This is a genomic window from Psychrobacter halodurans (assembly GCF_017498075.1).
In the GTDB taxonomy this organism is placed as follows: Bacteria; Pseudomonadota; Gammaproteobacteria; order Pseudomonadales; family Moraxellaceae; genus Psychrobacter; species Psychrobacter celer.
The window spans coordinates 32,965-55,630 of the sequence record NZ_JAGBKN010000015.1 but is presented as its reverse complement, the minus strand read 5'-3'; the positions used below and the strand labels follow the sequence as shown (position 1 = coordinate 55,630).

Sequence of the window (22,666 nt, the reverse complement as noted above, 5' to 3'; positions counted from 1 at the left end):
ACCTCTCTATCGGTCATGGCAATCTTATGAGCCAACGTAACAAACTCAGCTTATGGCAACGACTCAAGCGGCTGCTGACAGAGGCCGCGCCGCCTGCTGTCGTCGATGACGATAATGACGACTTGCGGCAAACCACGATCGATGATGAGCTCAATGGCAGGCCGTTATCTAGCGACAGATCTGCCAGCCGTCTAGACAGCAATCTAAATAACGATCTAAACAGCCATATAGACGCCTCTGATAATGACAGCAAGCCTGTCGGTACCACCCCTCCTCAACCTACGTCAGATAGCCCTCATCAGTCGCCCGATCCTACCGACACTCATATCGATATTGTCGAGTGCTTAAAACAATACTTTGAGCAAAAACAATGGCACTATGTCTACTATCGCCCAAGCAAAGGCGATCAGCGGCAGTCGCATCATTTGTCGCTAAAGATGCAACATAAGCAGCTAAGCTGTGGCTATTTGTTTCGTGTGCCAGCAGAAAACAAACTGCTGGCCGTATATGGCATATTGCCTTTTTTGATTCCAGAGAGCCACCAAAGTGCGGCGATGTTATTGATTACCCAAATCAATTATGACATGCTGATTGGCAATCTAGAGATGGATATCAACGATGGTGAGATACGCTATAAATATGCTATCGATGTCGAAGCCGTCGGTATCAATGACGATATCATTGAGCATGTCTTACAAAGCGTCATCGCCATGACCACAGTCGCCCATGAGCTGTTTTATGATTTGATCAATCAGCAATATCCTGCCGAAGACATGCAAACGTTACTGACAGAGCTAAGGCAGCAATCGGATTCGCGAACCTTCTTTTTGCCAACTCAGTATGTTCAGTAATCCACTGATTCTGATGGCTATCCGTAGCTTTTACAATTCCTCACCAACCCCTTATTTTCAAAGCGTTTAAACTTATCTATCCTTAAAAACACTTTTCAAAAAAGACATGCTTTAACACTATGCTAAAAATTGCCTATTCTGACGTGTTTCGTTATAGCGTGCCTGACAAGCACCGCTTCCCTATGCAAAAGTACATCATGATTCCTGAGCGCTTGCTTGAAGAAGGCACCATCACCCATGATAACTTTTTTGCGCCAAAACGTCTGACAGAAGAAGAAATCTTAACCACGCATACGGCGGACTACTGGCATAAGCTCAAAACCCAAACGCTACCTCGTAAAGAAGCGCGACCTATCGGTTTTGAGATGACCGAGGCTTTGGTTGATCGGGGTCGTCATATCGCTCACGCCACGTATGAATGTGCATTATATGCTCAGAAATACGGTGTGGCGATGAATGTCGCAGGCGGCACCCATCATGCGTTTGCCGATCATGGCGAGGGGTTTTGCGTGTTTAATGATGTGTGTATCGCCAGTAATCTACTGCTTAATCGCAGGCAGGCGCAAAAGATTTTAATCGTGGATTTGGATGTGCATCAAGGCAATGGCAACGCCAGCATTATGGCGGATGAGCAGCGTGTTTTTGTCTTTAGTATGCACGGCGCTAAGAACTATCCATTTCGTAAAGAAATATCCGACTTAGATATTGAGCTGGATAACGATACGGGTGATGCAGAATATTTACAGATATTAAAAGACACTTTGCCGCGTTTGATCAGCGAGGTTGCACCAGATATGATTTTTTATCAGTCGGCGGTCGATGTGCTGGCGACCGATAAACTGGGTAAACTTGGCTTAACGCAAGATGGTTGTAAGGCACGCGATGAATATGTGCTTGAGCAAGCAAAAGCCGCTAGCATTCCAGTTGCTATCGTCATGGGCGGTGGTTATTCAGAAGATATTGAAGATGTGGTCGAAGCGCACTGTAACACCTTTCGCATCGCTCAGAAGCTATATTTTGGTGAAATGGTTGGTTGAGTATAGTCGACTCATTTATTTGTATTGACTATACTACAAAAACGCCATCACCCCCTGCCAGCCCACACGCAGCCCCAATACGGTGAGAATCACTAAAATAAGCTGACGAAAGCGTGCTTGCGGCAAATAACGACGCAAGCGGATACCAACCAACAGCGTCGCAACCGACAATACGCTAAGTACCGCTATCAGCTGCCACTCACCACCGCCAAGCGCCATGATTGGCTCACGCAATACGATGATTTGAGCGATTTTACCTAAGAAATAACACATATTGCCGACTTTGGCGATGGTGTTTTTATCATTGCTGGCAGAGAGCAAATACATCATCAGGATGGTCGACATCGCGTTGGTCGCACCGCCAATAACGCCTGCACTAAAACCAACGATAATCAGTACTGGCTTGCTATCAGGCAGGCGAATTTGCTTGCCAAGTAAGCTACTGACCACATAATAGCCAATGACCGCCGCCAGCAGTACTAAGATGTACGCGCTATCGACCCACAGTAGTAGCTTTGCCCCCAAAATACTGCCAAGCAGACTGGTCAACGCCAGCAGCCAGTAGCGTCTGCCATAATAGATAAAGTTTTGCCAAATACTACGGCCACCGCCCGCCAGCCACGTCAGCGCGTTGAGCACTAATGACGGAAAAATAATCAGTACAATGGCGTATGGCAGCGGGTACATGCTCGCAAGCGCAGTGGTGGTGACCAAGGTGACGCCCAGCCCACTGATACCATGCAGCAGTGATGCTAGCGCAAAGATAGCCATCAGTAATACGGTCTGGGTACTTGTATCATCCATCATACTTACCACACCGCCTTAGCGCCCGATTTGACCCAACTGATCTGCATCACTATTCTGACATCACCATATAGCTGTGCCTTGATAGCTGTGCCGTGATTGAGCTCTGACTAAGCATCATACCGCTGCCAGAGGGTCTCACCGATAATACGGGTCAACTGCTCAGCGATTTTATCCTTGCTTGCTTTTTCTAACGTGACACTGTCATGCTCATAACGCTCGGAGAAAAACACTTGCATGGCGTTATCATCACTGGCAAACCCAATATCCGCGCGAGACACATCATTGCAAGCAATCAAATCCAAGTCTTTGGAGACAAGCTTACCGCGTGCATAACGCTCGACATCTTGCGTTTCTGCTGCAAAACCCACGACAAACAGCTCAGGATGCGCAAGCGAGATAGTCGCTAAGATATCAGGGTTTTTTACCAAGTCTAGTGTCATCGACTCTTGGGTTTTTTTGATTTTTTGCGGCGCCGCGTCTCGGGTACGATAGTCAGCGACAGCCGCGGTGGCAATAAAGACATCAGCGACTCTAGGCTCGTCATCAGTGACATGGTCGTGCATATGAGTGTGAGTGTGATCATCTTCGTGCTCATGCGTCTCACCGCAGCCACAGTCATCGTGATGTTCGTGCGAATGGTCATGAGAATGCTCAGAATGGTGTTCATGCTCCTCTTCGGGCACATACTGCAGTGCCGCATGCGTACCTGCCACACACTGCTGAGCCGTCAGCAACATCTCTTCGGCAGACAGCACATCGATACGCGTGACATTGAGCAGCGTCGGTAAACCCACCTTGCCACCTGCTATCAAGATCACCTCGGCACCGGCAGCCACGCAAGCGCGCGCTAACGCAAAGCCCATCTTCCCTGATGAATGATTGGACAAGTAGCGCACTGGATCGATCGCCTCGACCGTCGGCCCTGCAGTAATGACCACTCTTTTACCAGCCAAGAGCTGCGGCGTGGTTTGCATGGCATTGAACAATAGCACTTCGGCCAACAGTGCCTCAGGCTCAGGTAAGCGGCCGGCGCCCACATCACCGCACGCTTGCTCACCGCTGGCAGGGGCAATGATTTGATAGTTCATATCACGTAGGGTTTGTACATTGAGATTGACCGCAGGGTGCGCCCACATCTGCTGGTTCATCGCTGGCGCAACCAGCACCGGCGCGCTCGTCGCCAGACAGACTGTGGTGAGCAAATCGTCCGCCATACCCATCGCTAGGCGTGCCAAGGTATTGGCAGACGCCGGCGCGATGACGACCAAATCTGCCCATTTTGCCAGCTCGATATGCCCCATACCCGCTTCCGCTCGCTCATCGAGCAAAGAGATATGCACCTCGTTACCCGTCAGCGCCTGCAAGGTCAGGGGCGTGATAAAGGCTTGCGCGCCGCTGGTCATGATGACGCGCACATCAAAGCCTGCTTTGACAAGCAAGCGAGCAAAAATAGCGGATTTATAAGCGGCGATACCGCCGGTGATAGCGAGCACAATATTGGACATAAGCATAGCATCAATAGAAAAGTGGAAAGATAAATTGCGCTTATAGTAACAATTATGAGATAAATTGGGTAAGAATTTACGTATTTCGCCCACTTATCGATACGGGCGTGTTTATCAAAATAATACTTTTAGGAAAAAATAATGGCAATCAAGGACTGGCACGAAGACGACCGACCGCGTGAGAGACTACTCAAACATGGGGCAGCAAGCTTGTCTGACGCTGAGATTTTGGCGATATTTTTACGTACGGGCACTCAGTCACAGTCGGCAATCGAGCTGGCGCGGCATCTTATCGACCAATTCGGCAGCCTCGCTGAGCTGTTGGCCGCCCCGCAAGACACCGTCCTCGCCTGCCATGGCATCGGCCCTGCCAAGTACGCCCAGATACTGGCCTCGCTTGAGATGGGGACACGCTACTTGGACAGTCAGCTAAAAACAGGGCAAGCACTTGGACGCTCTCAAGTGGTCAAAGACTATATCAGCACCCAGCTACGCGGCGAGCACCGCGAGGTCTTTGCCGTACTGTGCTTGGACAACGCACTCAATTTATTAAATTTTGAGATACTGTTTACAGGCGGTATCTCCTCCTGCTCTGTTTGTATCAAACACGTCCTGCGCCATGCGCTGAGTCATGCAGCCAATCAGCTTATCATCGCCCACAATCATCCGCACACCGATGCGACCCCATCGACTGCCGACGATGTGCTTACCTATGAGCTAAAAAAAGCCTGCGACCTAATCGACTTGTCATTGGTGGATCATATCATCGTGGGGCGCAACAACACGTTGTCTTATGCCGAAAACGGCTTTGCACCTTTTTCTTAAATGATAAAAATAGCGATAGTCATCCCATAATCGCCATACCTAGCGTCTTATGATACATATTTTCGACACAGCGTAGCACTTTCGCTATTGATAGTCATCGACAACTGTTTCATATTGATGGCTAACTGTGTCTTTCGTAGAGATTTGACTCTCAGTATTTTGACTCTCAGTATTTTGACACACGGCCATAAATAACACTTAAAGACCCACGTCAGAAAAACCATAACTATATGTATCTGACCTGCATTCACACATTTTTACGCTATTGTTTGGCGTTATAAAGGAGACAGTCATGGCAATTGGCTTATTTATTTTGGCAATATTCATTCAATTAGCCATGGTCTTGGCCATCTTTTTGATGTCCTTATCACGTGTCACAGGCAGTATCGTCGCCCTTGCCACCGTTATCATCACTGCTGTTATCAGCCCGTGGTCGCTTGTTTTGGGTATTCCAATCGCGGTGTTGTGCTTGATACTGCTTATCTCGCCGTTGCGGCAGTCCCTTATCACCAAGCCGGTCTATAAGACGCTGGGCGGTGCGATGCCCAGCATGAGCGATACTGAGCGAGAGGCGCTGGATGCTGGCACCAGCTGGTGGGAAAAAGAGCTGTTTATGGGTGCGCCCAATTGGGACACTTTTGCCAAATACCCTTATCCAGAGCTGTCAGATGAAGAGCAAAGCTTCATCGATAACGAAGTAGAGACGCTGTGCGCCATGCTTGATGAATGGAAAATTCAGCATGAGGATAAAGAGCTTTCGGCTGAGGCATGGCGATTTATCAAAGACAATGGCTTTTTGGGTTTGATTATTCCAAAAGAATTTGGCGGCCGAGCGTTTAGCTCTTATGCCCAAAGTCGGGTGATGAGCAAAATCGCCTCACGCTCGCCGACAGCAGCAGTGAGCTGCATGGTGCCAAACTCACTCGGTCCAGGCGAGCTGCTCATGCATTATGGTACCGATGAGCAAAAACAGCGCTGGCTACCGGGACTGGCAAGCGGTGATGAAGTGCCTTGCTTTGGTTTGACAGGGCCTGAAGCAGGCTCTGATGCAGGCGCGATACCGGATACTGGTGTGGTGTGTTATGGCAGGCATGAAGGCGAGAACGTGCTCGGCCTACGGATGAATTTCTCAAAACGCTGGATTACTCTGGCTCCTATCGCGACAGTCGTGGGCTTAGCCTTTAAGATGCACGATCCAGAAGGCTTGCTTGGGGATGCTAAAAAGACCGACTACGGCATCACTTGTGCGCTGATTCCCGCCGATCACGAGGGCGTGGTCATCGGGCCTCGTCACAATCCTATTGGCTCGCCCTTTATGAATGGTACAGTCGATGGCAAGGATGTCTTTATTCCGCTGGACTATATCATCGGCGGTGTCGAAAACGCGGGGCGCGGCTGGCGTATGCTGATGGAGTGCTTGGGCGTCGGCCGCGGCATCTCTTTGCCTGCTCTGTCCACGTCGGCCAGTGAGATGACCTATCTGTCTGTCGGTGCCTTTGCCAAAGTCCGCGAGCAGTTCAAAATCTCTGTCGGTAAGTTTGAAGGAGTACAAGACGCCACCAGCCGTATGGCCAGTCATACCTATATGTTGGAGGCGTTTCGTCATCTCGTCACCTGTGGTCTCAACCAAGGGGGCACACCATCGGTCATGACGGCCATGGCAAAATACTACGCTACCGAAACCATGCGTGAAGTGGTCAATGACGGTATGGATGTGGTCGGTGGCCGTGCGGTACAGATGGGGCCACGCAACTTTTTAGCGACGCCTTATCAGGCAATCCCTGTCTCTATCACCGTTGAGGGTGCCAATATCTTGACGCGCTCACTGATGATATTTGGCCAAGGAGCGATGCGCTGCCATCCTTATCTGTTTGATGAGCTACAACTGCTACAAAGCGAGGACAAACACCGCGCTATCCGCGAGTTTGATACTCTATTCTTTAAGCATTTGGGTTATACCTTTAACCGCGGGGCAAAAGCCTTTGTCGCAGGCTATGTCGGCGGCAGCAATCATGTGCCAAGCTTTGCCGATCGCTTCACCCGTCCTTACTATAAGCACATCAACCGCTTGAGCGCCAGCTTTGCCTTGACTGCCGATATGGCGTTGGGGCTGCTCGCAGGTGATCTAAAGCGTAAAGAGATGCTCTCTGGGCGTCTGGCTGATATTCATAGTCATTTATTTATCGCGACGGCCATCTTGCAGTTTTATGAGTATGGCAGCAAGTCTGAAGCGGAGCGTTTGCATGCCGAAGTCGCTTTACAAAATAGCCTGTTCACCATCCAAGAAGCGTTTGAGTCATTTTTTGAAAACTTCCCGAATCGCTTTGCCGCAGCGTTGGTTGGATTTGTGACTTTCCCCAGTGGCCGCATTTTTACGCCGCCAAGCGACGAGCTAAAACGTCAGCTCGGCGATACCTTTATGGAAGACTTTGAGGCCAATCCTTTTCGCGATTACCTCAAGACCATGGTCTATTACAACACCGACGAGGACGATGTGACGGGCCGTATGGAAAACGCCTATCAGACCTTATTGGGTATCGAGCCGCTATGGCAAAAATTTAAAAAGGCGGAGCACAAAGACAGCTTTGCTGGCCTGAGCTTTGAAGACCATGTGGTCTATGCCAGCCAAAACGAAGATATCACCGAAGAAGAAGCCGAAGTGCTTATCCAATACAATGCCATACGTTTTGATTCGCTATTGACCGATGTCTTTGACAAGCATCTATCACAAGCGCAGCCACGCTTTAACCCTCATACGCTCGAAAATGCGGTCAATCAGTTGACTGACTATGCTGAGCGTAAACGGGCGGCGCAAGCTCATAATGACGCCGCGCCTGATGATGAGTCTGCTACCGACACGGTCACTGACACAGCAACCAATAGCATAGCAGCGGGCGCAGCTCACAATGCCGTAGCGGCAGAAGGCTTGCAGGCCTCAGCAGATGAGCCAACAGGCGATGACAATCCCAACCATGGTTATGAGCCTGATGGTGAGGTAGAAATGGTCGCAGAGCAAGACTCTCAAAAAGAAGCACAAGCTCAGACTGACTTTGATGACTCTCATCCTGAGATTGAGGCATTGGATGCACGTCACCGTGACGCCGCCTCGCACCTCAATGAGCGTATGGGCAACAATCATCGTAGCACAGCCTCAGAGCGCGCTGAGCCAGACAGCACTCAACTGCATGGCTCCCAGCTAACGGACAATGCCGACCAGATAGATACTGACCATGCCAATACTGATGACATCAGTCATGACGAAATCAATCATATAGGCATCAATCAAAAAGACAGGGCGCAAAAAACGCAGTCTATCGACGAGCACCTAGACGAGCTAGGCGATAGTGAGCCATGGCAAGACAAACACCGCCGCGAGGAAAGCAAAAACTAAGCAATGGACTATTTAGAAAGCGTCCTTTTAAAAGCGCCTGTTTAAATCACTGTTACTTATTAGCGCGTGTCCTTATTTAGAGAGCTATCGATAGAATTAAGAATACGCATAGCCTCTCATCTTGATAGACTTATGTTTTATAGTGAGGTGATTCTTACCAGTGGCCTGAGACTTAACCATTGATATATTACTGTCATTTTTACAAAAGACTGCCGCGGTTAGGCAGTCTTTTTTTTGTCCGAGCGTTTTTGGTCATCGCACCCTTTTGATGATGACATTTAACAAAAACGCGTTGGTGCTGGCTTAAATGTCGATATTTTAGCGACGTTAGCCTAATGATTGTGGTGCTTTTGGCGATTTATAGCATCAGATCTGTTTTTTGCTGAGTGATTATCTCAACCAATTTTTTGACAAAAAAGCTTAAACCGCCTTTAATCAGTTATAGATTATTATTTAAGTCATAAAAAAATCTTGCAGTAACCTTAACAATTATTTTATATTGTCGAATAGCCTGACATGAAATGACAGACAAAATTTTGCAGATGCAACACCATCAGGCGTAAGGATGGCAATCATAAACGCATTGGTTTAGTAGCACCCTTGATACTGAATGTTGCGGATAAAAGGATAGAGTTTATGTGGAAAAATATGGGACTAACGGGCAAGATCATCGTTGCCATGGTGCTCGGTATCATACTGGGATTATTTATCAACTATTCAGGACTGAACGCTGAGGGCGGTTTTGTTAGTACATATATCACCAACGGGTTTTTGGCCATCATCGGCAAGCTATTCGTCAACTCCCTCAAAATGCTGGTCGTGCCTTTGGTACTTATCTCGCTGATTTGCGGGGTGTGCGGTATTGGTGATATTCGTTTGCTTGGGCGCATAGGCACCAAGACTTTCCTAATCTATATGATGACGACCGCACTTGCCATTGCAACTGCTATCGGACTTGGGTTTTTATTTGGTATCGGTAAAGGCATGGAGGTTGAGACAGAAGCGGCATTTGAAGCCAAGTCTGCGCCACCTCTACTCGATGTTTTTTCAAATATCATTCCGTCAAACCCCATCAGTGCGATGGCAAATGGCGACATGCTGTCGATTATCTTCTTTGCCATCTTGATCGGTATCAGTATTTTGATGGTCGGCAAACCTGCCAAAGGGTTGGTACAAAGCTTGGAGCTGATTAATGAAGTCATCTTAAAGATGGTGACCATCATTATGAATCTTGCGCCTTATGGGGTTTTTGCGCTATTGACCAAAGCCATGGCGGAGCTGGGCTTAGATCTGATTTGGTCATTGCTCGGTTATGTTGCGGTACTGATTGGCTCACTGGCTTTCCACTTTTTTATCACTATGATGATCGTGCTAAAGCTGTTTTCTGGTCTGTCTATTAAGACGTTTTTGGCAAAAATGCGCGAAGTACAGATTTTTGCTTTTAGTACCTCAAGCTCGAACGCCACCATTCCAATCACGCTGCGTACCGTCACCAAACGTATGGGTGTCAACAACTCAGTAGCCTCGTTTACCGTGCCTTTTGGGGCGACCATCAACATGGATGGTACGGCCATCATGCAAGGTACGGCGACCATCTTTATTGCCAATATCTATGGGATTGATTTGGGTGTGACTGAGTATCTGACAGTTATCTTGATGTCGGTGCTGGCCTCTGTCGGTACCGCAGGCGTTCCTGGTGTGGGCTTGATCATGCTGTCTATGGTGTTTGCTCAGGTCGGTCTGCCTATCGAAGGTATTGGGCTGATCTTGGGTGTGGATCGTATCCTTGATATGCTGCGTACGGCGGTCAACGTCGGCGGCGATGCAGCAGTGACAGCAATCGTGGCAAAATCTGAAGAAAAAATGGACATCGCCATCTACAACGATCCTGCGGCAGGCACCAAAGACGTCTTTGATGGCCACATCGATGAAGACAATGAGCGTGAGTTCTCTCAAGTATTTAGTGATGGCATCATGGGTAGTGAATACGATGATATTGATCGTCGCCGCTAATCGATAAAGCGTTTATTTATTCAATCATAAAAACCTCAGCCGAAAGATGAACTGACCCCCAAATATTGGACGGTTTAGTTTAAAACAAGGACTGAGTTCTGTACTTAACAGGACTCAGTCCTTTTAATTTGAGTTGAATACGCTCATTATTGTAATAATGCATATACTCATGAATCTGTTGTTCTAACTGCTCAATCGATTTTGGTTTCTCAATATAGATCGTCTCGCACTTAAGCGTTCCGAAAAACCCCTCCATTAATGCATTATCCAAGCAGTTGCCTTTTCTGCTCATGCTTTGCTTAATACCGTGCTGTTTAAGCGTCTTATTAAACGGTCTCATCTGATAATGCCATCCTTGATCTGAATGCATCATTAAACGGTTGTTCTGGTGCGTATCTATCTTATCTAACGCCTTATCTAGCATCTTGCTCACTAAATCATAAGTCGGCCGCTTGGAGAGCGTATAGCTGATGATCTCATTGTTATAACAATCAAGTATCGGTGATAAATACAGCTTATGATCACCCACCTTAAACTCAGTAATATCAGTAAGCCAGCGTATGTTCGGTCGATCTGCATGAAACTGGCGCTTTAAGTAGTTCTTTGCAATCTTGCCTTGTACGCCTTTATAAGAGCGGTACCTTTGTCGTCGAATCCGTGCGCTTAAGTTTAAATGACGCATAAGCTTAGCGATGAGCTTGTGGTTATGATGACTGCCTAACTGCTTTAGCGCTGCCGTTATCCTGCGATAGCCGTACCTACCTTTGTGCTGATGATACAACTTAGTAATACGCTGTTTTAAGTCAGCATGCTTGTCTTTATCACCAAGCTTTGCTCTATGATAGTAAAAGACGCTTTTAGGCATACCAGCAGCTTTAAGTAGGGCTGTTAAACTGTACTTATTCCTCAACTCTTCGATGAGCCTTGCTTTCTCAAAGCTTGTTTCCTCTTCTGTTTGAGCAAGGCATCCAGCTTTTTTAGGTAGGCGTTCTCCGCACGTAGGTATTCATTCTCACGCTTAAGCTCTGCTAAGCTCTTTTCTTCATCTGGCTTGTCTGTGATAAAGGGTTTACTCATGGCGGTTCTACCTTTAGGTTTGGGTGTTAGTCCAGACATGCCTTGTTGCCGATATGCTTTGTGCCAATGACTAATTAAAGCCGGTGAGCTGATGTTATACCTTAAAGCAACTTCCAATTGACTCAAGCCTTGGCTAAGCATCGTTGTAAGCACTTTGTGTTTAAACTCGCGACTATAGTAGGCTTTGCTGGTCTTTGGTTTGATAGCATCGATACCACCGCTTTGATATTGCTTAACCCATTTGATGACTATCTTATTATCTAGGTTAAATTCCTCAGCTGTAGCACGACCAGTATATCCTTGCATATAGTATGCGATGACTTGAAGCTTAAAGTCTAGATTATAACGCATAAAAATACCCCATAAGTTGTGTCCAACTTATGGGGGTCAGTTCAAAGATGGGCTGAGGTTTTTTTATGGCTGCACTGCCTACAAACAGGCTGCATCGTTACTCAATAAATCATATATAGTCGATGCACTCTAAAAAGAACATAGCGCTACTGGGATGCTGTTTTTAAACGTAGGCTGCGCAGCCTCTGTGTATACAGCACGCAAGGAAATTTATACCAGTAGCGCTATAACATTTTTAAATTGAATCTACTATAGCTTGCGTTAGCCAATCACATACTTGGTAATCATAGCAAGACAGACCAGCACGATGACAGGACGAATCAGCTTGCTTCCCCCTTTGACCACCATATGCGAGCCAAAATACGCCCCTATCGTTTGTCCGACCATCATTGCCAGACCGACTTTCCACAACACATTACCGCCCAAAATAAAAAAAATCAGCGAGCCAATATTGGTCGATAAGTTCAAAACCTTAGCCGCGCCTGTTGCCTCGATGATCTGCCGACCACGTAGCGCCACATTACCCAGCGCAAAAAACATGCCTGTCCCTGGCCCGATATAGCCATCATAAAACCCAATCAATGGCGCCACAATTTTTTGCCACTTGCCCTCTGAGATACGCGGCGCCGCTTCCACCTCGCCAAGCTTGGGCGCAAACAAAGTATAAATCCCAATAGCGGCAATCAAAAACGGAATCAGCTTTTCGAGTAGATCCGGCGGCGACATCTGTACAGCGATGGTACCGATGACTGAGCCAATAAAAGCCCCGACAATCGCCACCTTTATACTTTTAGGATTGATGACGCCTTTTTTTATCATCGTAATCGAGGCCGCTAGCGCACCCGAGGCGGCTTGTAGCTTGTTGGTGCCAAGCGTGAGCACTGGCGGGATATTGGCAAGTAGCATGGCTGGTATGGTGAGTAGTCCACCGCCGCCTGCAATGGCATCGATAAAACCAGCTATTGCGGCCACCGCCGTAAGCATTAAGATGATCTCGATAGAGAGGGATAAGTCCATGACGCTGACCTGCAAAATTGATAAGAAAAATCAGCCTCGATATTGAGGCTGCCTGTACCGTTATCTATCAGCGGATACACCGACCTGCTGACACATTTATACCCATAAGTGGCACTGTAGAGTGACGCTCATTATAAAGATAAAAACGTAAAAAAAGCCAAAAACGTAAAAAAGTCTGCTAGATTTGTCTAAGACATGCCCTCGATTCAATCGATAGTCATTTAGATGGGCTAAAGATAGTGACGCGCGCTGGATAGTCAGTAACGACTTATCACTATATTTACCAGTGTTATCATCGTTATAATATCGCTATTGTGGATATAGCAAGACGTGCTTATGACTTTGGGTTGACGTATTTTGTTGTCTATATGAATCAGAGTATGAGAAACTGTTGCTGTCTGTTTGTATGGCGCGCTAAGCGGCCGCATCGATATTTGAGGTTATTGAATTGTTTGGCAATTCGTTTTTAGTAATTTGTATTTAGGAAATGAGGGTAATATGGCAATACGAAGGATTAAGGCATTTTTTGAATTTGAGGCAGCAGGCGGCATCGTGTTAGCACTGGCTGCCATCGCTGCGATGATCATTGCCAACTCCCCTTTGAGTACGTGGTATGAAGGCTTTATTCATGCCCCTGTTGCCATTCAAATCGGTGATTTTGCGATTGCCAAAGACGCCCATCATTGGATCAATGACGGCCTGATGGCAATTTTCTTTTTTTTGGTCGGCCTTGAGCTCAAGCGCGAAGTGCTCATCGGTGAGCTGTCCAATGTCAAACAAATCATTTTGCCAGCAGGCGCGGCCATCGGCGGGATGATCATGCCCGCTGCAGTCTATCTGCTCTTTAACTATAGCGAGCCTGAGTTTTGGAAAGGTTGGGCCATTCCTGCCGCCACAGATATCGCTTTTGCCCTCGGTATCTTAAGCCTACTTGGCAGTCGCGTCCCAAACTCCCTCAAAGTATTCTTGGTATCGATTGCTATTTTTGATGATATCGGCGCGATTTTGATCATTGCCTTGTTTTATACCAGCGAACTATCCCTTGAGTCATTGGCCTTTGCAGGGCTATGCTTGCCATTTTTGTATTTGCTAAACCGTCGCAACGTGACCAGTATCACCCCCTACCTACTCATCGGCGTCATCATGTGGATAGCCGTCCTTAAGTCGGGTATCCATGCGACATTAGCAGGCGTGGTGTTGGCGTTGTTTATTCCTATGTTTGATCGCACTGACCCTGAGCACTCCCCTGTCGAAGAGCTAGAGCACGACCTACACAACACTGTGGCTTTTGGTATCTTGCCACTATTTGCCTTTGCCAACTCAGGCATCTCTCTCAAAGGCGCAGGTTTTGCAGAGCTGTTTCACTCTGTACCGCTGGGGATTGCCGCCGGTCTATTTATCGGTAAGCAGTTGGGTGTCATGGCGATGTGCTGGTTGATCTTCAAGCTCGGTATCTCAACCATGCCAAAGGGCATGAATTATAAGCAAATTTATGGTGCTGCTCTGCTTTGCGGTGTGGGTTTTACCATGAGCTTATTTATCGGGGGCCTTGCTTTTGCAGGCGACACCGCGTTATTTGATGAGCGTCTAGGCATCATCATGGGCTCTATCGTCTCTGGGATTGCAGGTTACCTAATGCTAAAAGTTAGCCTAAAAGATCACGTCAGTGGCACCTCAGTCGATTTGACACGGCCTCAGCCATAATCCATCATCAGAAGAAGGCGAGCTATTTTGCGGTTATTTAGCCAACACATAGCTCACTGCTTTCTTCTTTAAGCCTTAACAGTAAAAAACAATAACCGTAGAAAAACCAGCACCACAAGCCATGTTTGGATAAAGGCAGTAAGCGCAATGACACCTCGCCTCGTGACATCTAGATGCACACTGGGCGCAACTGATAACAGCAGTTTTAGGAGATGACCATGCAAGGACTTATCAGACCTATATCGCTTAGTCTGCCTATCCTTGGCAGTATGTTTTTACTATCATGCGCGACTCTCTCCAAACAACAATGCCTGATCGGTGATTGGCAAACGATAGGCTATAACGATGGCGTGGCAGGCTACTCCTCAGAGCGCCTCGCCTCACACAGCAAAGCCTGTGCCAAAGCGCATGTGACCCCTGATTATCTTGCGTGGGAGCGCGGCCGCAAGCTTGGTCTGCAGCAATATTGTACGAGCACCAATGCGTACAATGTCGGTCGCCGCGGGCGCAGGTTAAACAACGTCTGCCCTGCTGCTATGGTAAATCACCTTCAACAGGCCAATCAGCACGGCCTAGCCTACTATCGTCTAGACAACCAGCTCGACACAGACAGACGCCTATTAGATGAGTATCAAGCAGAGTTTGATCAGCTTGAGAGCGGCGCGATGCTAGACTTTGCCAACGAAAAAGACGCTCGCAAACGGCTGTTGTTTTTGGCCGATGAGCTTGGGTCGATCAAACGTCGCCTCGATGACACACAAAGGCAGCTCGATATGCTCAACCACACGTCTAAATATTAGGCCATAATAAAAAGCCTACCAATAAAGGCATTTTCTACCTATGGATCCAAACAACACAGCGCAGACACAGTCAGCGCGCGCGTCCAAACCGAGCCAACCTACCTTTGCATCGTATCAGCGTCATGGGCGTACCACAGCGATTGATGATCATCATGACCTACAGGTCTTAAAGCGGATCAAACGCTATTTGCTGCCCAAAGATTTTGTCATCTCGCAAGATTTATTAGAGGAGATGGTCGCAGGCTACGACATCGGTGACCCTCTGACAGATACGCTCGCGGCTGACGGCCTGCGTTTTGCCAAACCTTTACAGCAGCTTATCCTCGATAACAAAACCGACAGTAAACTCGCAGCTCATCCGTCCTTTTGTGCCCTGGCTGAGCAGTTTAGCGATCATCCTACTTGGTTTGATCCACAGCTTGCACAGACTGGGGCCGTCGCCTATCGGCGCTATCCGCTGATGCTGATTTGGCTGCTACGAAATGTGGCATTGATGGCAGGTTATAGCATCCCTGCCCTATCGCTGCCACTGATCCAAACCGGCGCGTTGATGCACGATGCCCTGCCAAGACTCATGCGCACTTATGCTTATATTTTGGCTGTCTCTGAGCATCCATTATTGCCCAAAACAAGCACACGTATGCCGCGCGCACGAGTGCCTATCGATAGCGTTTTGGCGATCGGCTCTGAGGGTTGGCGTCAGTCTATTCAGGTGCGGCAGATTCACACGCTCGTACGGCAAAACTTGCTCAGCGGCAAAAACAACGCGGTAAAAGGCGTCGTCACAGAGGCCGATCAGCATCGCAACCCCGATGGCAGCTGGAACACTGCTTATTGGGGTGTACCGATCAACCAAACTGATATGATTGCCACTCATCTGCAGTTCTCGTTACTGATTATGCGCGGGCTACGGCTGCTTGGCGCGCGTATCAGTAGCGAGGAGGCCGAGGGGATTTTGCATTTATGGAATCTTGCCAGTTACTGGATGGGTGTGGATTTAGAACGCCTGCCAAAGGATGAGGCCGCCTGCTGGGAGTGGCTCTACACTTACTTGTCCATTCAACAGCTAGACTTTGAGATGGGACGACCTTTAGCAAAAGCCCTACACGATCTGCCGCGGCAACTGATGGGCGAAGACAATCGCCGCGGACGTTTTGTAGAGATGGTCAATGCCAGTGTGACACGTACTCTGGTCGGTGATGATATCGGGGACGGCTTAGCGCTACCAAAATCAAAGCTTCGGTTTGGTGTCTTATCTTCCGTGCCTATTTTGTTTGCGCTCGATACCGCCCGTCAGCACAACCAAACGGTAGCCGCCAAACTAGAAGCCTTTCGCGCCAAACGTCAAGACAATATGAACTGGTGGCTCAAGAAAAACGACGCCTATTATCAATGACGCAGCAGCTGTCGGCTCAGCTCATTACAATCTTACAATCGGCTGTCTTGCACGCGGTAATACCACTCTAACTGCCGATCAAAAGCTGTCTCTAATAAGCTGGCAATGACGCGGCCTGTCAGCCCCCAGACCGTCTCGCCATCGACCTGCCAGCTGGGCGTAAGTATCGTCGCCACCTGATCTTGCATGGCATATTCTATCGCATACTCAACGGTAGGCTGCGTGAGTAACGCCTCAAAATCTGCCCAAAAAATACGTGATATCTCACCGATTTCAGGTACCAGTACCAAATCAGGCGCGATCAAAGCCACGATTGGGCGCACGCTCATGCCGCTTTTGGAGGTCTGAATGGGTAGCTGGCCGATTAACTGCACCTTGTTGGGCGGGAGTGCCGTCTCTTCACAGGCCTCACGTAGCGCTGTGACGACATTATTACCATCCCCTATCTCGTATTTACCGCCAGCGCAAGAGACTTCGCCTGCATGGCTATTCATGTGCGCGGCGCGGCGCGTCAAAAGCAGCTTGGGATGGCGCTCATGGGTGATGGCCACCAGTATCGAAGCATCGGCAATGGGCGTCTGGTATAGACTGTCTAAGACACGCGCGCTGCGAGAGATTTGCTGCGCGGTATGCAGCGCTGAATCGGCCAACGCATTTAACGTCTCTTGCTGAACCCGCTCGGTCAATTGCCTGAGTGTCGGATAGCGAATAAAAGGTGGTATAGCAACTGACTGCTCATCTAACTGCACAGTCTGGGAAGGGAGTAACATGATCTTGCCCTATGTTTTTATCAATACGTTTTTATCAATATGTGGCGTGACTAGCTGTAGACTAGCGTACTCTTCATGCAGCTGCATGCTATTTGTGTGACTGTTCATTTGTCAGGAGGTATTCGTCATGAGGTGTTTGCCATGAACGTCTCAAATCGTATCGACAGACAGGCGCCGCGTATTGTTTTTATAAGTCAATGTGTTTTATGGGTTAGCGTGACCGCTTATGATAAACGGCAATGATGGCTTGCCACGATGCCACGATACCACGGGCTTTGCTGTCATTTATCAGACTATGACCCGCCAGCGATATGCAGCGTTACTGTTATCATGCTGCGCTACGAGCAAAATGTGTGCTATCTTAAGGCGGTGCTTGCTTATTAGAATAACATCTTGCAGCACCGCTTTACCGGTATCCTGATAGCACACAAAAAAACCAACGTATGAAGGGCGTGCGCGCCTGACCATGACGGGGTATTTTTGCCATTAGGAATACTGACTCTTTATCTCTTACGCTTACTACATTTATAAAGGCAGTTGATATGCGCTATTGTCTCCAATGCGGTCATCAAGCAGAACGAAAAATACCAGCCACGGATAATATGCCGCGTTTGGTATGCCCAAATTGCAACTATATTCACTACGAAAACCCAAAAGTCATCTGTGGGTCGCTGGTCGTACATAAAGACAGAGTGCTGCTATGCCGCCGCGCGATAGAGCCGCAATACGGTCTTTGGACGATACCGGCAGGCTTTATGGAAAATGGGGAAACCATGGCAGAGGGCGCCGCGCGTGAGAGCTACGAAGAAGCGGATGCGGTGGTGTTAAACCCTCATCTGTACTGTATCTATGATCTGCCAGACATCGGACAGATATACTCGATTTATTTGGCCGATCTCAAAGACGGTGCGTATGGTGTCGGCTCTGAAAGCCTTGACTGTGCGCTGTTTAGCGAAGAAGACATCCCGTGGGATAGTCTCGCCTTTGAAGCGGTGCGCCGCACTTTACGAAGCTACTTTGCCGATCGCCAGCAGTTCAGCCAATTGTCTGAGTTTCCTATTCATCAGGATATGATTGGCAAAGACTTGAGTATCAAACGTTTTTAAACGCCTTTAAACGTTGGCTCAACCATCAGTCTTTTTACCACAAACTATAAAAGCAGACAATAACCTAGTATTGTCTGCTTCATAAATGCTTACAGTGACAGATTGGTTTTTATTCAAAAAATACCATTAGCTCTTTATTTTGCAAACGTTAAAGCCGAGGTTTTTCACGGCTTCTTCTTTATCATAAGGCGCTAGTACTGCACGTACATGCTGTTGCCCTTGCAGGTATTGCTTGGCCACACGCTGTAGGTCCGCCACCGTCACATCCAATATGGCGGCGCGCATCTTACGTTGCCAGTCAACACCGCGATGGTGCAGATCAGCAAAGCAGGCTTTGACCGCCTCGCCAGCTGGAGAGCCTGGCTTATCCATACCCGAGATGATACCTAAGATGGCTTCTTCTAGCTGCTCATCGGTCTGCGGTTCATTTAGTAGCCACTCAATACTGGCCTCAAAATGCGCAAAAGTCTCAGCACACTGCGGGTCGCGGTAGCTAAAGAATTTAAAAGCGCAGGCATTGGCGTCATAGCCTGCGCCGCCGCCGTAAGCACCGCCGCGCTCACGGATGGCGCTGTGCAAGTAGCCATTGCGCAGATACGGCGCTAATACCATCAAAGCGGCGGTATCAGGATGATCGGCCGCTGGCACACGATAAGCGCTGGCATTATGATAGACGTTGGTCGGTACTAGCCATGCCAAGTCCTCAACATCGAGCGCAGCGCTGCTCTCTCGTGTCTTAATGGCGTCTGTCTCGCCATTTAACGCTGCCGCAAGGTGCAGCTCGGCAAACTCACTTGGTATAGTGTCTTCGATAGTCGCATCAGAGTCATTTAATTGTGCGGCAATCTTTGGTGCTTGGCTGTTTTTCCAGCTATCAACGATTAAGTTACTTAAGCGCTCGGTTTGCTCAGCTTCACAAATGATCACGGCATGCTTGGGCAAGCTGATCACGCGCTGGTGCAAGTCCATCAGGCTGGTTGCCAATTTATCCCACTGCGTGTCATCATCACTGGCATGCGCCAAAAAGTCTTTTAGCGCGTTTAGTGCAGGCAAGCCACTACGCACATACTCAAGCTGCGCTTGACGGCTCATACCGCGGCTGGCGGTTTGCATGGCATAAGAATGCCCAGAGCCAGCCAAATTCGACTGCCAGCCCGCTTGACGCTGCTGCAAAATCTCTTTGATACGGTCATGCTCGCTAAAGACGCTATGCTCCATGACCTCTTTGAGCAAATCAATCGCTTCAGTCTTGCGGTTGAGGGCACGGGTCGCCACCACAAAATAACTGCTGATCGTTTGGCTATCATCGATACTGGTGCGCTGGCTGATACGCGCCGTCACGCCAGAAGAGTGCGCCGCTTGCTTGGCCTGCATCTCATGAGCATTCATCGAGTCAGTACCCAGCTCTGATAGTAGGCTTAAATAAATCGGTAGCAGTGGATGATTGATCACCTCGTTCACAGGCAGACTGCTGGTGTCCTGATTGCCAATGGCATCGGTCAGCGGCACAATCACTTGATAATAATACAAGCCGTTGGTGCCCGCTTCATATTCAAACAACGTACTGTCTTGCCCGCTTAAGCGCACTTGCTTTTGCGTGCCTTGCTTAAAGCTGATATCGGTCGGGACATCCTCCAGTCCGACTTTTGGCAATAGGCTTAAATCATCAGGCGCTGCTTGCCGCGCTGCCAAATCAAGGGCTTGCTGTTTTAAGATGGCTTTATCATCAGCGCTCAAGTCCATCGCGATGGTATCGAGACGGGTCTGCTCTGCTGCAGCAAGGCGCGCTGATTTTTCGCTATCTGGCGTTAGCGTCACGCGCACACGGTGCTGATTGTCGAGCAGATGGGTTTTGATAAGATTTGGTAGCCACTGTGCGTCTTTTACTTGCTCACGCAGCCACTGCAAATGCTCATCCACTTCCCAGACGTCGATCGGGTTGCCATCATGAATGGCCGTGCTAAAGCCTTCGAGCATCAAATTTAAACCATAAGGGATGCTATCACCGCCGATATGGCGCTGATCGATCTCGATTTGATGCAAAATGGTCTCAATCGTATCATCATCGATCGGTTTACTGGCCACTTTAGTCAGTAAATCCATAATACCCTGCTCTACTGCCTCGGCATGCTCAGGGTTGGAGCCGCGTAGACCGGTATAAAATACCATCTCATAATGGCTGTCATCGAGTCCCAATAGCGGACTTGGCGCTTTGCCAAGCGGATGACTGTCGAGATACGCACGCAATGGCGAGCCAGCATGCTCGACCAACACGCCTTCTAGCAAACGCAAAGCTAGACGCTGCTTGGGATCGGTAATCGATGGCAGCAGCCACGCCACCACATGATGGGTTTGGTCAGGGCCTTCTTCGTCAGCCGTATAAGTGTCGACCGCGCTGATTGGCGCAGGCAGGCGCTGCTCTGGACGTGAGACGTGTTTTTTACCCGCGGCGAACTGAGTTAACGCATCATCATGAATCCGCGCTTGGGTCTCGGCGACCGGAATATTACCAAAGCTCATAATCACGCTGTTTGATGGATGGTAATGGCTTTGATGGAACTCAACAAGCTCGGTGTGGGTCAAATCAGGAATATCCGCAGGATCACCGCCCGAGTTATAATGATAAGTGGTCGTCGGGAATAAATGATGAGCGACCGTATGATAGAGCTGGTCGATCTCGCCGCTCATCGCACCTTTCATCTCATTAAAGACAATACCTTTAAACTGCGGTTTGTCATTTTCGTCCAATTCTACGCGGATACCTTCTTGAGCAAAGTCAAGCGGATGAATATTGGGGAAAAACGACGCATCAAGATACACAGCAAGTAAATTGAAGTAATCGTTTTTATTTTGTGTGGCATACGGATACGCTGTCCAATCGGCTGCGGTCATCGCATTCATAAACGTGTTTAATGAGCGCTTGATCATCGAAAAGAACGGATCACGTACTGGGAATTTCTTAGAGCCGCACAGTGCCACATGCTCCAAGATATGTGCCTCGCCCTTTGAGTCCATCGGCTGAGTACGAAAGCCAACCAAAAAGGCGTTTTCATCACTTGGGTGCGCCAAATGATAATGCATCGCGCCGGTTTTGACATGCTGACTGATCAGCACGTCCATTGACAACGCCTCGATATGGCGATGCTCAATCAACTCAAACGCTGGATGAAGCGTTAGATCGGCGATAAATGGCGTGTCAGTCATAGTGATCCTTATCAAATTATAATATATAGGGTGCCGTAGTAGATGGGGCTGCTGTTTTGATAAGTCAAGCGATCTGAGCGTTAATATTCTACGTCGCCCCTTCTCTTTATGAGTCGATTGACAGGTCGTTTTGTAAGTCGCTTGATCAATACAGTCTTATGGGCTGTCTGTTAAATGCTAAGTCACTTAGGGGGTTATCAAGATTGTCTATCTGGGAATATCCATAAAAAAATAATGGATTTAACCCTTAACAAACACCGCCACCACTGCTACTATAAAATAAACGTCTTAATAGGAGCTGATGATGGGCTATCAACATATTTTACTGGTCACCGACTTGTTGTCTGATGCAGATGCCGTCGCACTCAAGGCCAAACGTATCCTTGCAGGCTCTCCTGAAGCGAGGCTGTCTGTATTGCATATCGTCGAGGACGACATGGTGCGCTTTGGCTTTGAGCTAGTGCCAGCCTCCAGCCTATCAGGCGATGTCGATGGCGAGCACTGGCAAGAAGCACGAGAAAAACTGGCGCAGTTTTTGGCGCGTAATGAGCTGCAGGCGGTCAACTCTGAGGTGACATCTGCTATCTCAAACAGTAAAGGTATCGTCAATTATTGCCGCGACCATCAAGTCGATTTGCTCATCATCGGCCGCCATGAGCGTCATGGTATCGCCGCATGGTTGGCCAAAGCGACGGCCGACAGTATCTTGCCAAATATTCCTTGCGACAGCTTGGTGGTCAAGCTCGACCAGCCCTTTGCAGAGTAATACGCCGCCTGCATCATCTGTATGATGACACCTGATGACGACTTAA

17 protein-coding genes are annotated in these 22,666 nt (G+C 48.4%); 10 read left to right on the top strand and 7 right to left on the bottom strand.

The window, feature by feature from the left end; all coding sequences use genetic code 11:
- The first annotated feature begins 26 nt into the window (after nucleotides 1-26).
- Entirely contained in the window at nucleotides 27-851 is an 825-nt protein-coding gene (locus J3491_RS08160; protein WP_207969795.1) for a YbjN domain-containing protein, read from the top strand.
- 119 nt (nucleotides 852-970) lie between these two features.
- The gene (locus tag J3491_RS08155; protein WP_207969794.1) at nucleotides 971-1,888 is read left to right on the top strand and encodes a histone deacetylase family protein; all 918 of its coding nucleotides are present in this window, start codon (nucleotides 971-973) and stop codon (nucleotides 1,886-1,888) included.
- Between the two features lie 33 nt (nucleotides 1,889-1,921).
- On the opposite strand, the gene J3491_RS08150 is transcribed toward J3491_RS08155, so the two are convergent.
- Together J3491_RS08150 and coaBC are read right to left on the bottom strand one after the other, a co-directional pair.
- Nucleotides 1,922-2,695 (bottom strand): sulfite exporter TauE/SafE family protein, encoded by a 774-nt coding sequence (locus J3491_RS08150; protein WP_207969793.1) that lies wholly within the window; start codon nucleotides 2,693-2,695, stop codon nucleotides 1,922-1,924.
- A gap of 107 nt (nucleotides 2,696-2,802) precedes the next feature.
- Nucleotides 2,803-4,200 carry a bifunctional phosphopantothenoylcysteine decarboxylase/phosphopantothenate--cysteine ligase CoaBC gene (gene coaBC / locus J3491_RS08145; RefSeq protein ID WP_207969792.1) on the bottom strand — a complete coding sequence of 466 codons (1,398 nt, stop codon included), beginning with the start codon at nucleotides 4,198-4,200 and terminating at the stop codon, nucleotides 2,803-2,805.
- 141 nt (nucleotides 4,201-4,341) lie between these two features.
- Between coaBC and radC the strand changes: the two genes are divergently transcribed.
- From radC to J3491_RS08130, 3 genes are all read left to right on the top strand, one after another.
- Nucleotides 4,342-5,025 carry a RadC family protein gene (radC, locus tag J3491_RS08140; RefSeq protein ID WP_100750050.1) on the top strand — a complete coding sequence of 228 codons (684 nt, stop codon included), beginning with the start codon at nucleotides 4,342-4,344 and terminating at the stop codon, nucleotides 5,023-5,025.
- Nucleotides 5,026-5,317: 292 nt separating this feature from the next.
- Nucleotides 5,318-8,416 (top strand): acyl-CoA dehydrogenase, encoded by a 3,099-nt coding sequence (locus tag J3491_RS08135; RefSeq protein WP_207969791.1) that lies wholly within the window; start codon nucleotides 5,318-5,320, stop codon nucleotides 8,414-8,416.
- Between the two features lie 636 nt (nucleotides 8,417-9,052).
- Nucleotides 9,053-10,429 carry a dicarboxylate/amino acid:cation symporter gene (locus J3491_RS08130; RefSeq protein WP_100750052.1) on the top strand — a complete coding sequence of 459 codons (1,377 nt, stop codon included), beginning with the start codon at nucleotides 9,053-9,055 and terminating at the stop codon, nucleotides 10,427-10,429.
- Nucleotides 10,430-10,508: 79 nt separating this feature from the next.
- Here the strand turns inward: J3491_RS08130 and J3491_RS08125 are convergent, their stop codons facing one another.
- The 3 genes from J3491_RS08125 to J3491_RS08115 all read right to left on the bottom strand — a co-directional run bounded on the left by J3491_RS08125 (nucleotide 10,509) and on the right by J3491_RS08115 (nucleotide 12,874).
- Nucleotides 10,509-11,348 (bottom strand): IS3 family transposase, encoded by an 840-nt coding sequence (locus tag J3491_RS08125; RefSeq protein ID WP_341534384.1) that lies wholly within the window; start codon nucleotides 11,346-11,348, stop codon nucleotides 10,509-10,511.
- Nucleotides 11,336-11,857, bottom strand: a complete 522-nt coding sequence (locus J3491_RS08120) for a helix-turn-helix domain-containing protein (protein ID WP_207969790.1) — start codon at nucleotides 11,855-11,857, stop codon at nucleotides 11,336-11,338. The genes J3491_RS08125 and J3491_RS08120 overlap by 13 nt, the downstream gene beginning before the upstream one ends.
- A 261-nt stretch (nucleotides 11,858-12,118) precedes the next feature.
- Nucleotides 12,119-12,874, bottom strand: a complete 756-nt coding sequence (locus J3491_RS08115; RefSeq protein WP_075100371.1) for a TSUP family transporter — start codon at nucleotides 12,872-12,874, stop codon at nucleotides 12,119-12,121.
- A 498-nt stretch (nucleotides 12,875-13,372) separates the two neighbouring features.
- Between J3491_RS08115 and nhaA the strand changes: the two genes are divergently transcribed.
- The 3 genes from nhaA (at nucleotide 13,373) to J3491_RS08100 (ending at nucleotide 16,774) form a co-directional block, all read left to right on the top strand.
- Nucleotides 13,373-14,578 carry a Na+/H+ antiporter NhaA gene (nhaA, locus tag J3491_RS08110; protein ID WP_207969789.1) on the top strand — a complete coding sequence of 402 codons (1,206 nt, stop codon included), beginning with the start codon at nucleotides 13,373-13,375 and terminating at the stop codon, nucleotides 14,576-14,578.
- A 218-nt stretch (nucleotides 14,579-14,796) separates the two neighbouring features.
- Nucleotides 14,797-15,378: a DUF2799 domain-containing protein gene (locus tag J3491_RS08105; protein WP_172953127.1), complete on the top strand. Its 582-nt coding sequence runs from the start codon at nucleotides 14,797-14,799 to the stop codon at nucleotides 15,376-15,378.
- A gap of 40 nt (nucleotides 15,379-15,418) precedes the next feature.
- Nucleotides 15,419-16,774: an oxygenase MpaB family protein gene (locus tag J3491_RS08100; RefSeq protein ID WP_207969788.1), complete on the top strand. Its 1,356-nt coding sequence runs from the start codon at nucleotides 15,419-15,421 to the stop codon at nucleotides 16,772-16,774.
- Nucleotides 16,775-16,806: 32 nt separating this feature from the next.
- Here J3491_RS08100 and J3491_RS08095 read toward each other — a convergent pair whose 3' ends face one another.
- Entirely contained in the window at nucleotides 16,807-17,544 is a 738-nt protein-coding gene (locus tag J3491_RS08095; protein WP_207969787.1) for an NUDIX hydrolase, read from the bottom strand.
- A gap of 542 nt (nucleotides 17,545-18,086) precedes the next feature.
- Between J3491_RS08095 and J3491_RS08090 the strand changes: the two genes are divergently transcribed.
- Nucleotides 18,087-18,650, top strand: coding sequence for an NUDIX hydrolase (locus J3491_RS08090; protein WP_075100367.1), 564 nt, complete (start codon nucleotides 18,087-18,089; stop codon nucleotides 18,648-18,650).
- A 126-nt stretch (nucleotides 18,651-18,776) separates the two neighbouring features.
- Here J3491_RS08090 and J3491_RS08085 read toward each other — a convergent pair whose 3' ends face one another.
- On the bottom strand, nucleotides 18,777-21,854 hold the full coding sequence (locus tag J3491_RS08085; RefSeq protein ID WP_207969786.1) for an insulinase family protein: 3,078 nt from the start codon (nucleotides 21,852-21,854) through the stop codon (nucleotides 18,777-18,779).
- Between the two features lie 304 nt (nucleotides 21,855-22,158).
- Between J3491_RS08085 and J3491_RS08080 the strand changes: the two genes are divergently transcribed.
- On the top strand, nucleotides 22,159-22,620 hold the full coding sequence (locus J3491_RS08080; RefSeq protein WP_207969785.1) for a universal stress protein: 462 nt from the start codon (nucleotides 22,159-22,161) through the stop codon (nucleotides 22,618-22,620).
- Nucleotides 22,621-22,666: the final 46 nt, after the last annotated feature.

Excerpts from the sequence above, each read along its gene's own strand:
- J3491_RS08160 (WP_207969795.1), top strand. The coding sequence starts at position 27 with ATGAGCCAACGTAACAAACTCAGCTTATGGCAACGACTCAAGCGGCTG.
- J3491_RS08155 (WP_207969794.1), top strand. The coding sequence starts at position 971 with ATGCTAAAAATTGCCTATTCTGACGTGTTTCGTTATAGCGTGCCTGAC.
- J3491_RS08150 (WP_207969793.1), bottom strand. The coding sequence starts at position 2,695 with ATGATGGATGATACAAGTACCCAGACCGTATTACTGATGGCTATCTTT.
- coaBC (WP_207969792.1), bottom strand. The coding sequence starts at position 4,200 with ATGTCCAATATTGTGCTCGCTATCACCGGCGGTATCGCCGCTTATAAA.
- radC (WP_100750050.1), top strand. The coding sequence starts at position 4,342 with ATGGCAATCAAGGACTGGCACGAAGACGACCGACCGCGTGAGAGACTA.
- J3491_RS08135 (WP_207969791.1), top strand. The coding sequence starts at position 5,318 with ATGGCAATTGGCTTATTTATTTTGGCAATATTCATTCAATTAGCCATG.
- J3491_RS08130 (WP_100750052.1), top strand. The coding sequence starts at position 9,053 with ATGTGGAAAAATATGGGACTAACGGGCAAGATCATCGTTGCCATGGTG.
- J3491_RS08120 (WP_207969790.1), bottom strand. The coding sequence starts at position 11,857 with ATGCGTTATAATCTAGACTTTAAGCTTCAAGTCATCGCATACTATATG.
- J3491_RS08115 (WP_075100371.1), bottom strand. The coding sequence starts at position 12,874 with ATGGACTTATCCCTCTCTATCGAGATCATCTTAATGCTTACGGCGGTG.
- nhaA (WP_207969789.1), top strand. The coding sequence starts at position 13,373 with ATGGCAATACGAAGGATTAAGGCATTTTTTGAATTTGAGGCAGCAGGC.
- J3491_RS08105 (WP_172953127.1), top strand. The coding sequence starts at position 14,797 with ATGCAAGGACTTATCAGACCTATATCGCTTAGTCTGCCTATCCTTGGC.
- J3491_RS08100 (WP_207969788.1), top strand. The coding sequence starts at position 15,419 with ATGGATCCAAACAACACAGCGCAGACACAGTCAGCGCGCGCGTCCAAA.
- J3491_RS08095 (WP_207969787.1), bottom strand. The coding sequence starts at position 17,544 with ATGTTACTCCCTTCCCAGACTGTGCAGTTAGATGAGCAGTCAGTTGCT.
- J3491_RS08090 (WP_075100367.1), top strand. The coding sequence starts at position 18,087 with ATGCGCTATTGTCTCCAATGCGGTCATCAAGCAGAACGAAAAATACCA.
- J3491_RS08085 (WP_207969786.1), bottom strand. The coding sequence starts at position 21,854 with ATGACTGACACGCCATTTATCGCCGATCTAACGCTTCATCCAGCGTTT.
- J3491_RS08080 (WP_207969785.1), top strand. The coding sequence starts at position 22,159 with ATGGGCTATCAACATATTTTACTGGTCACCGACTTGTTGTCTGATGCA.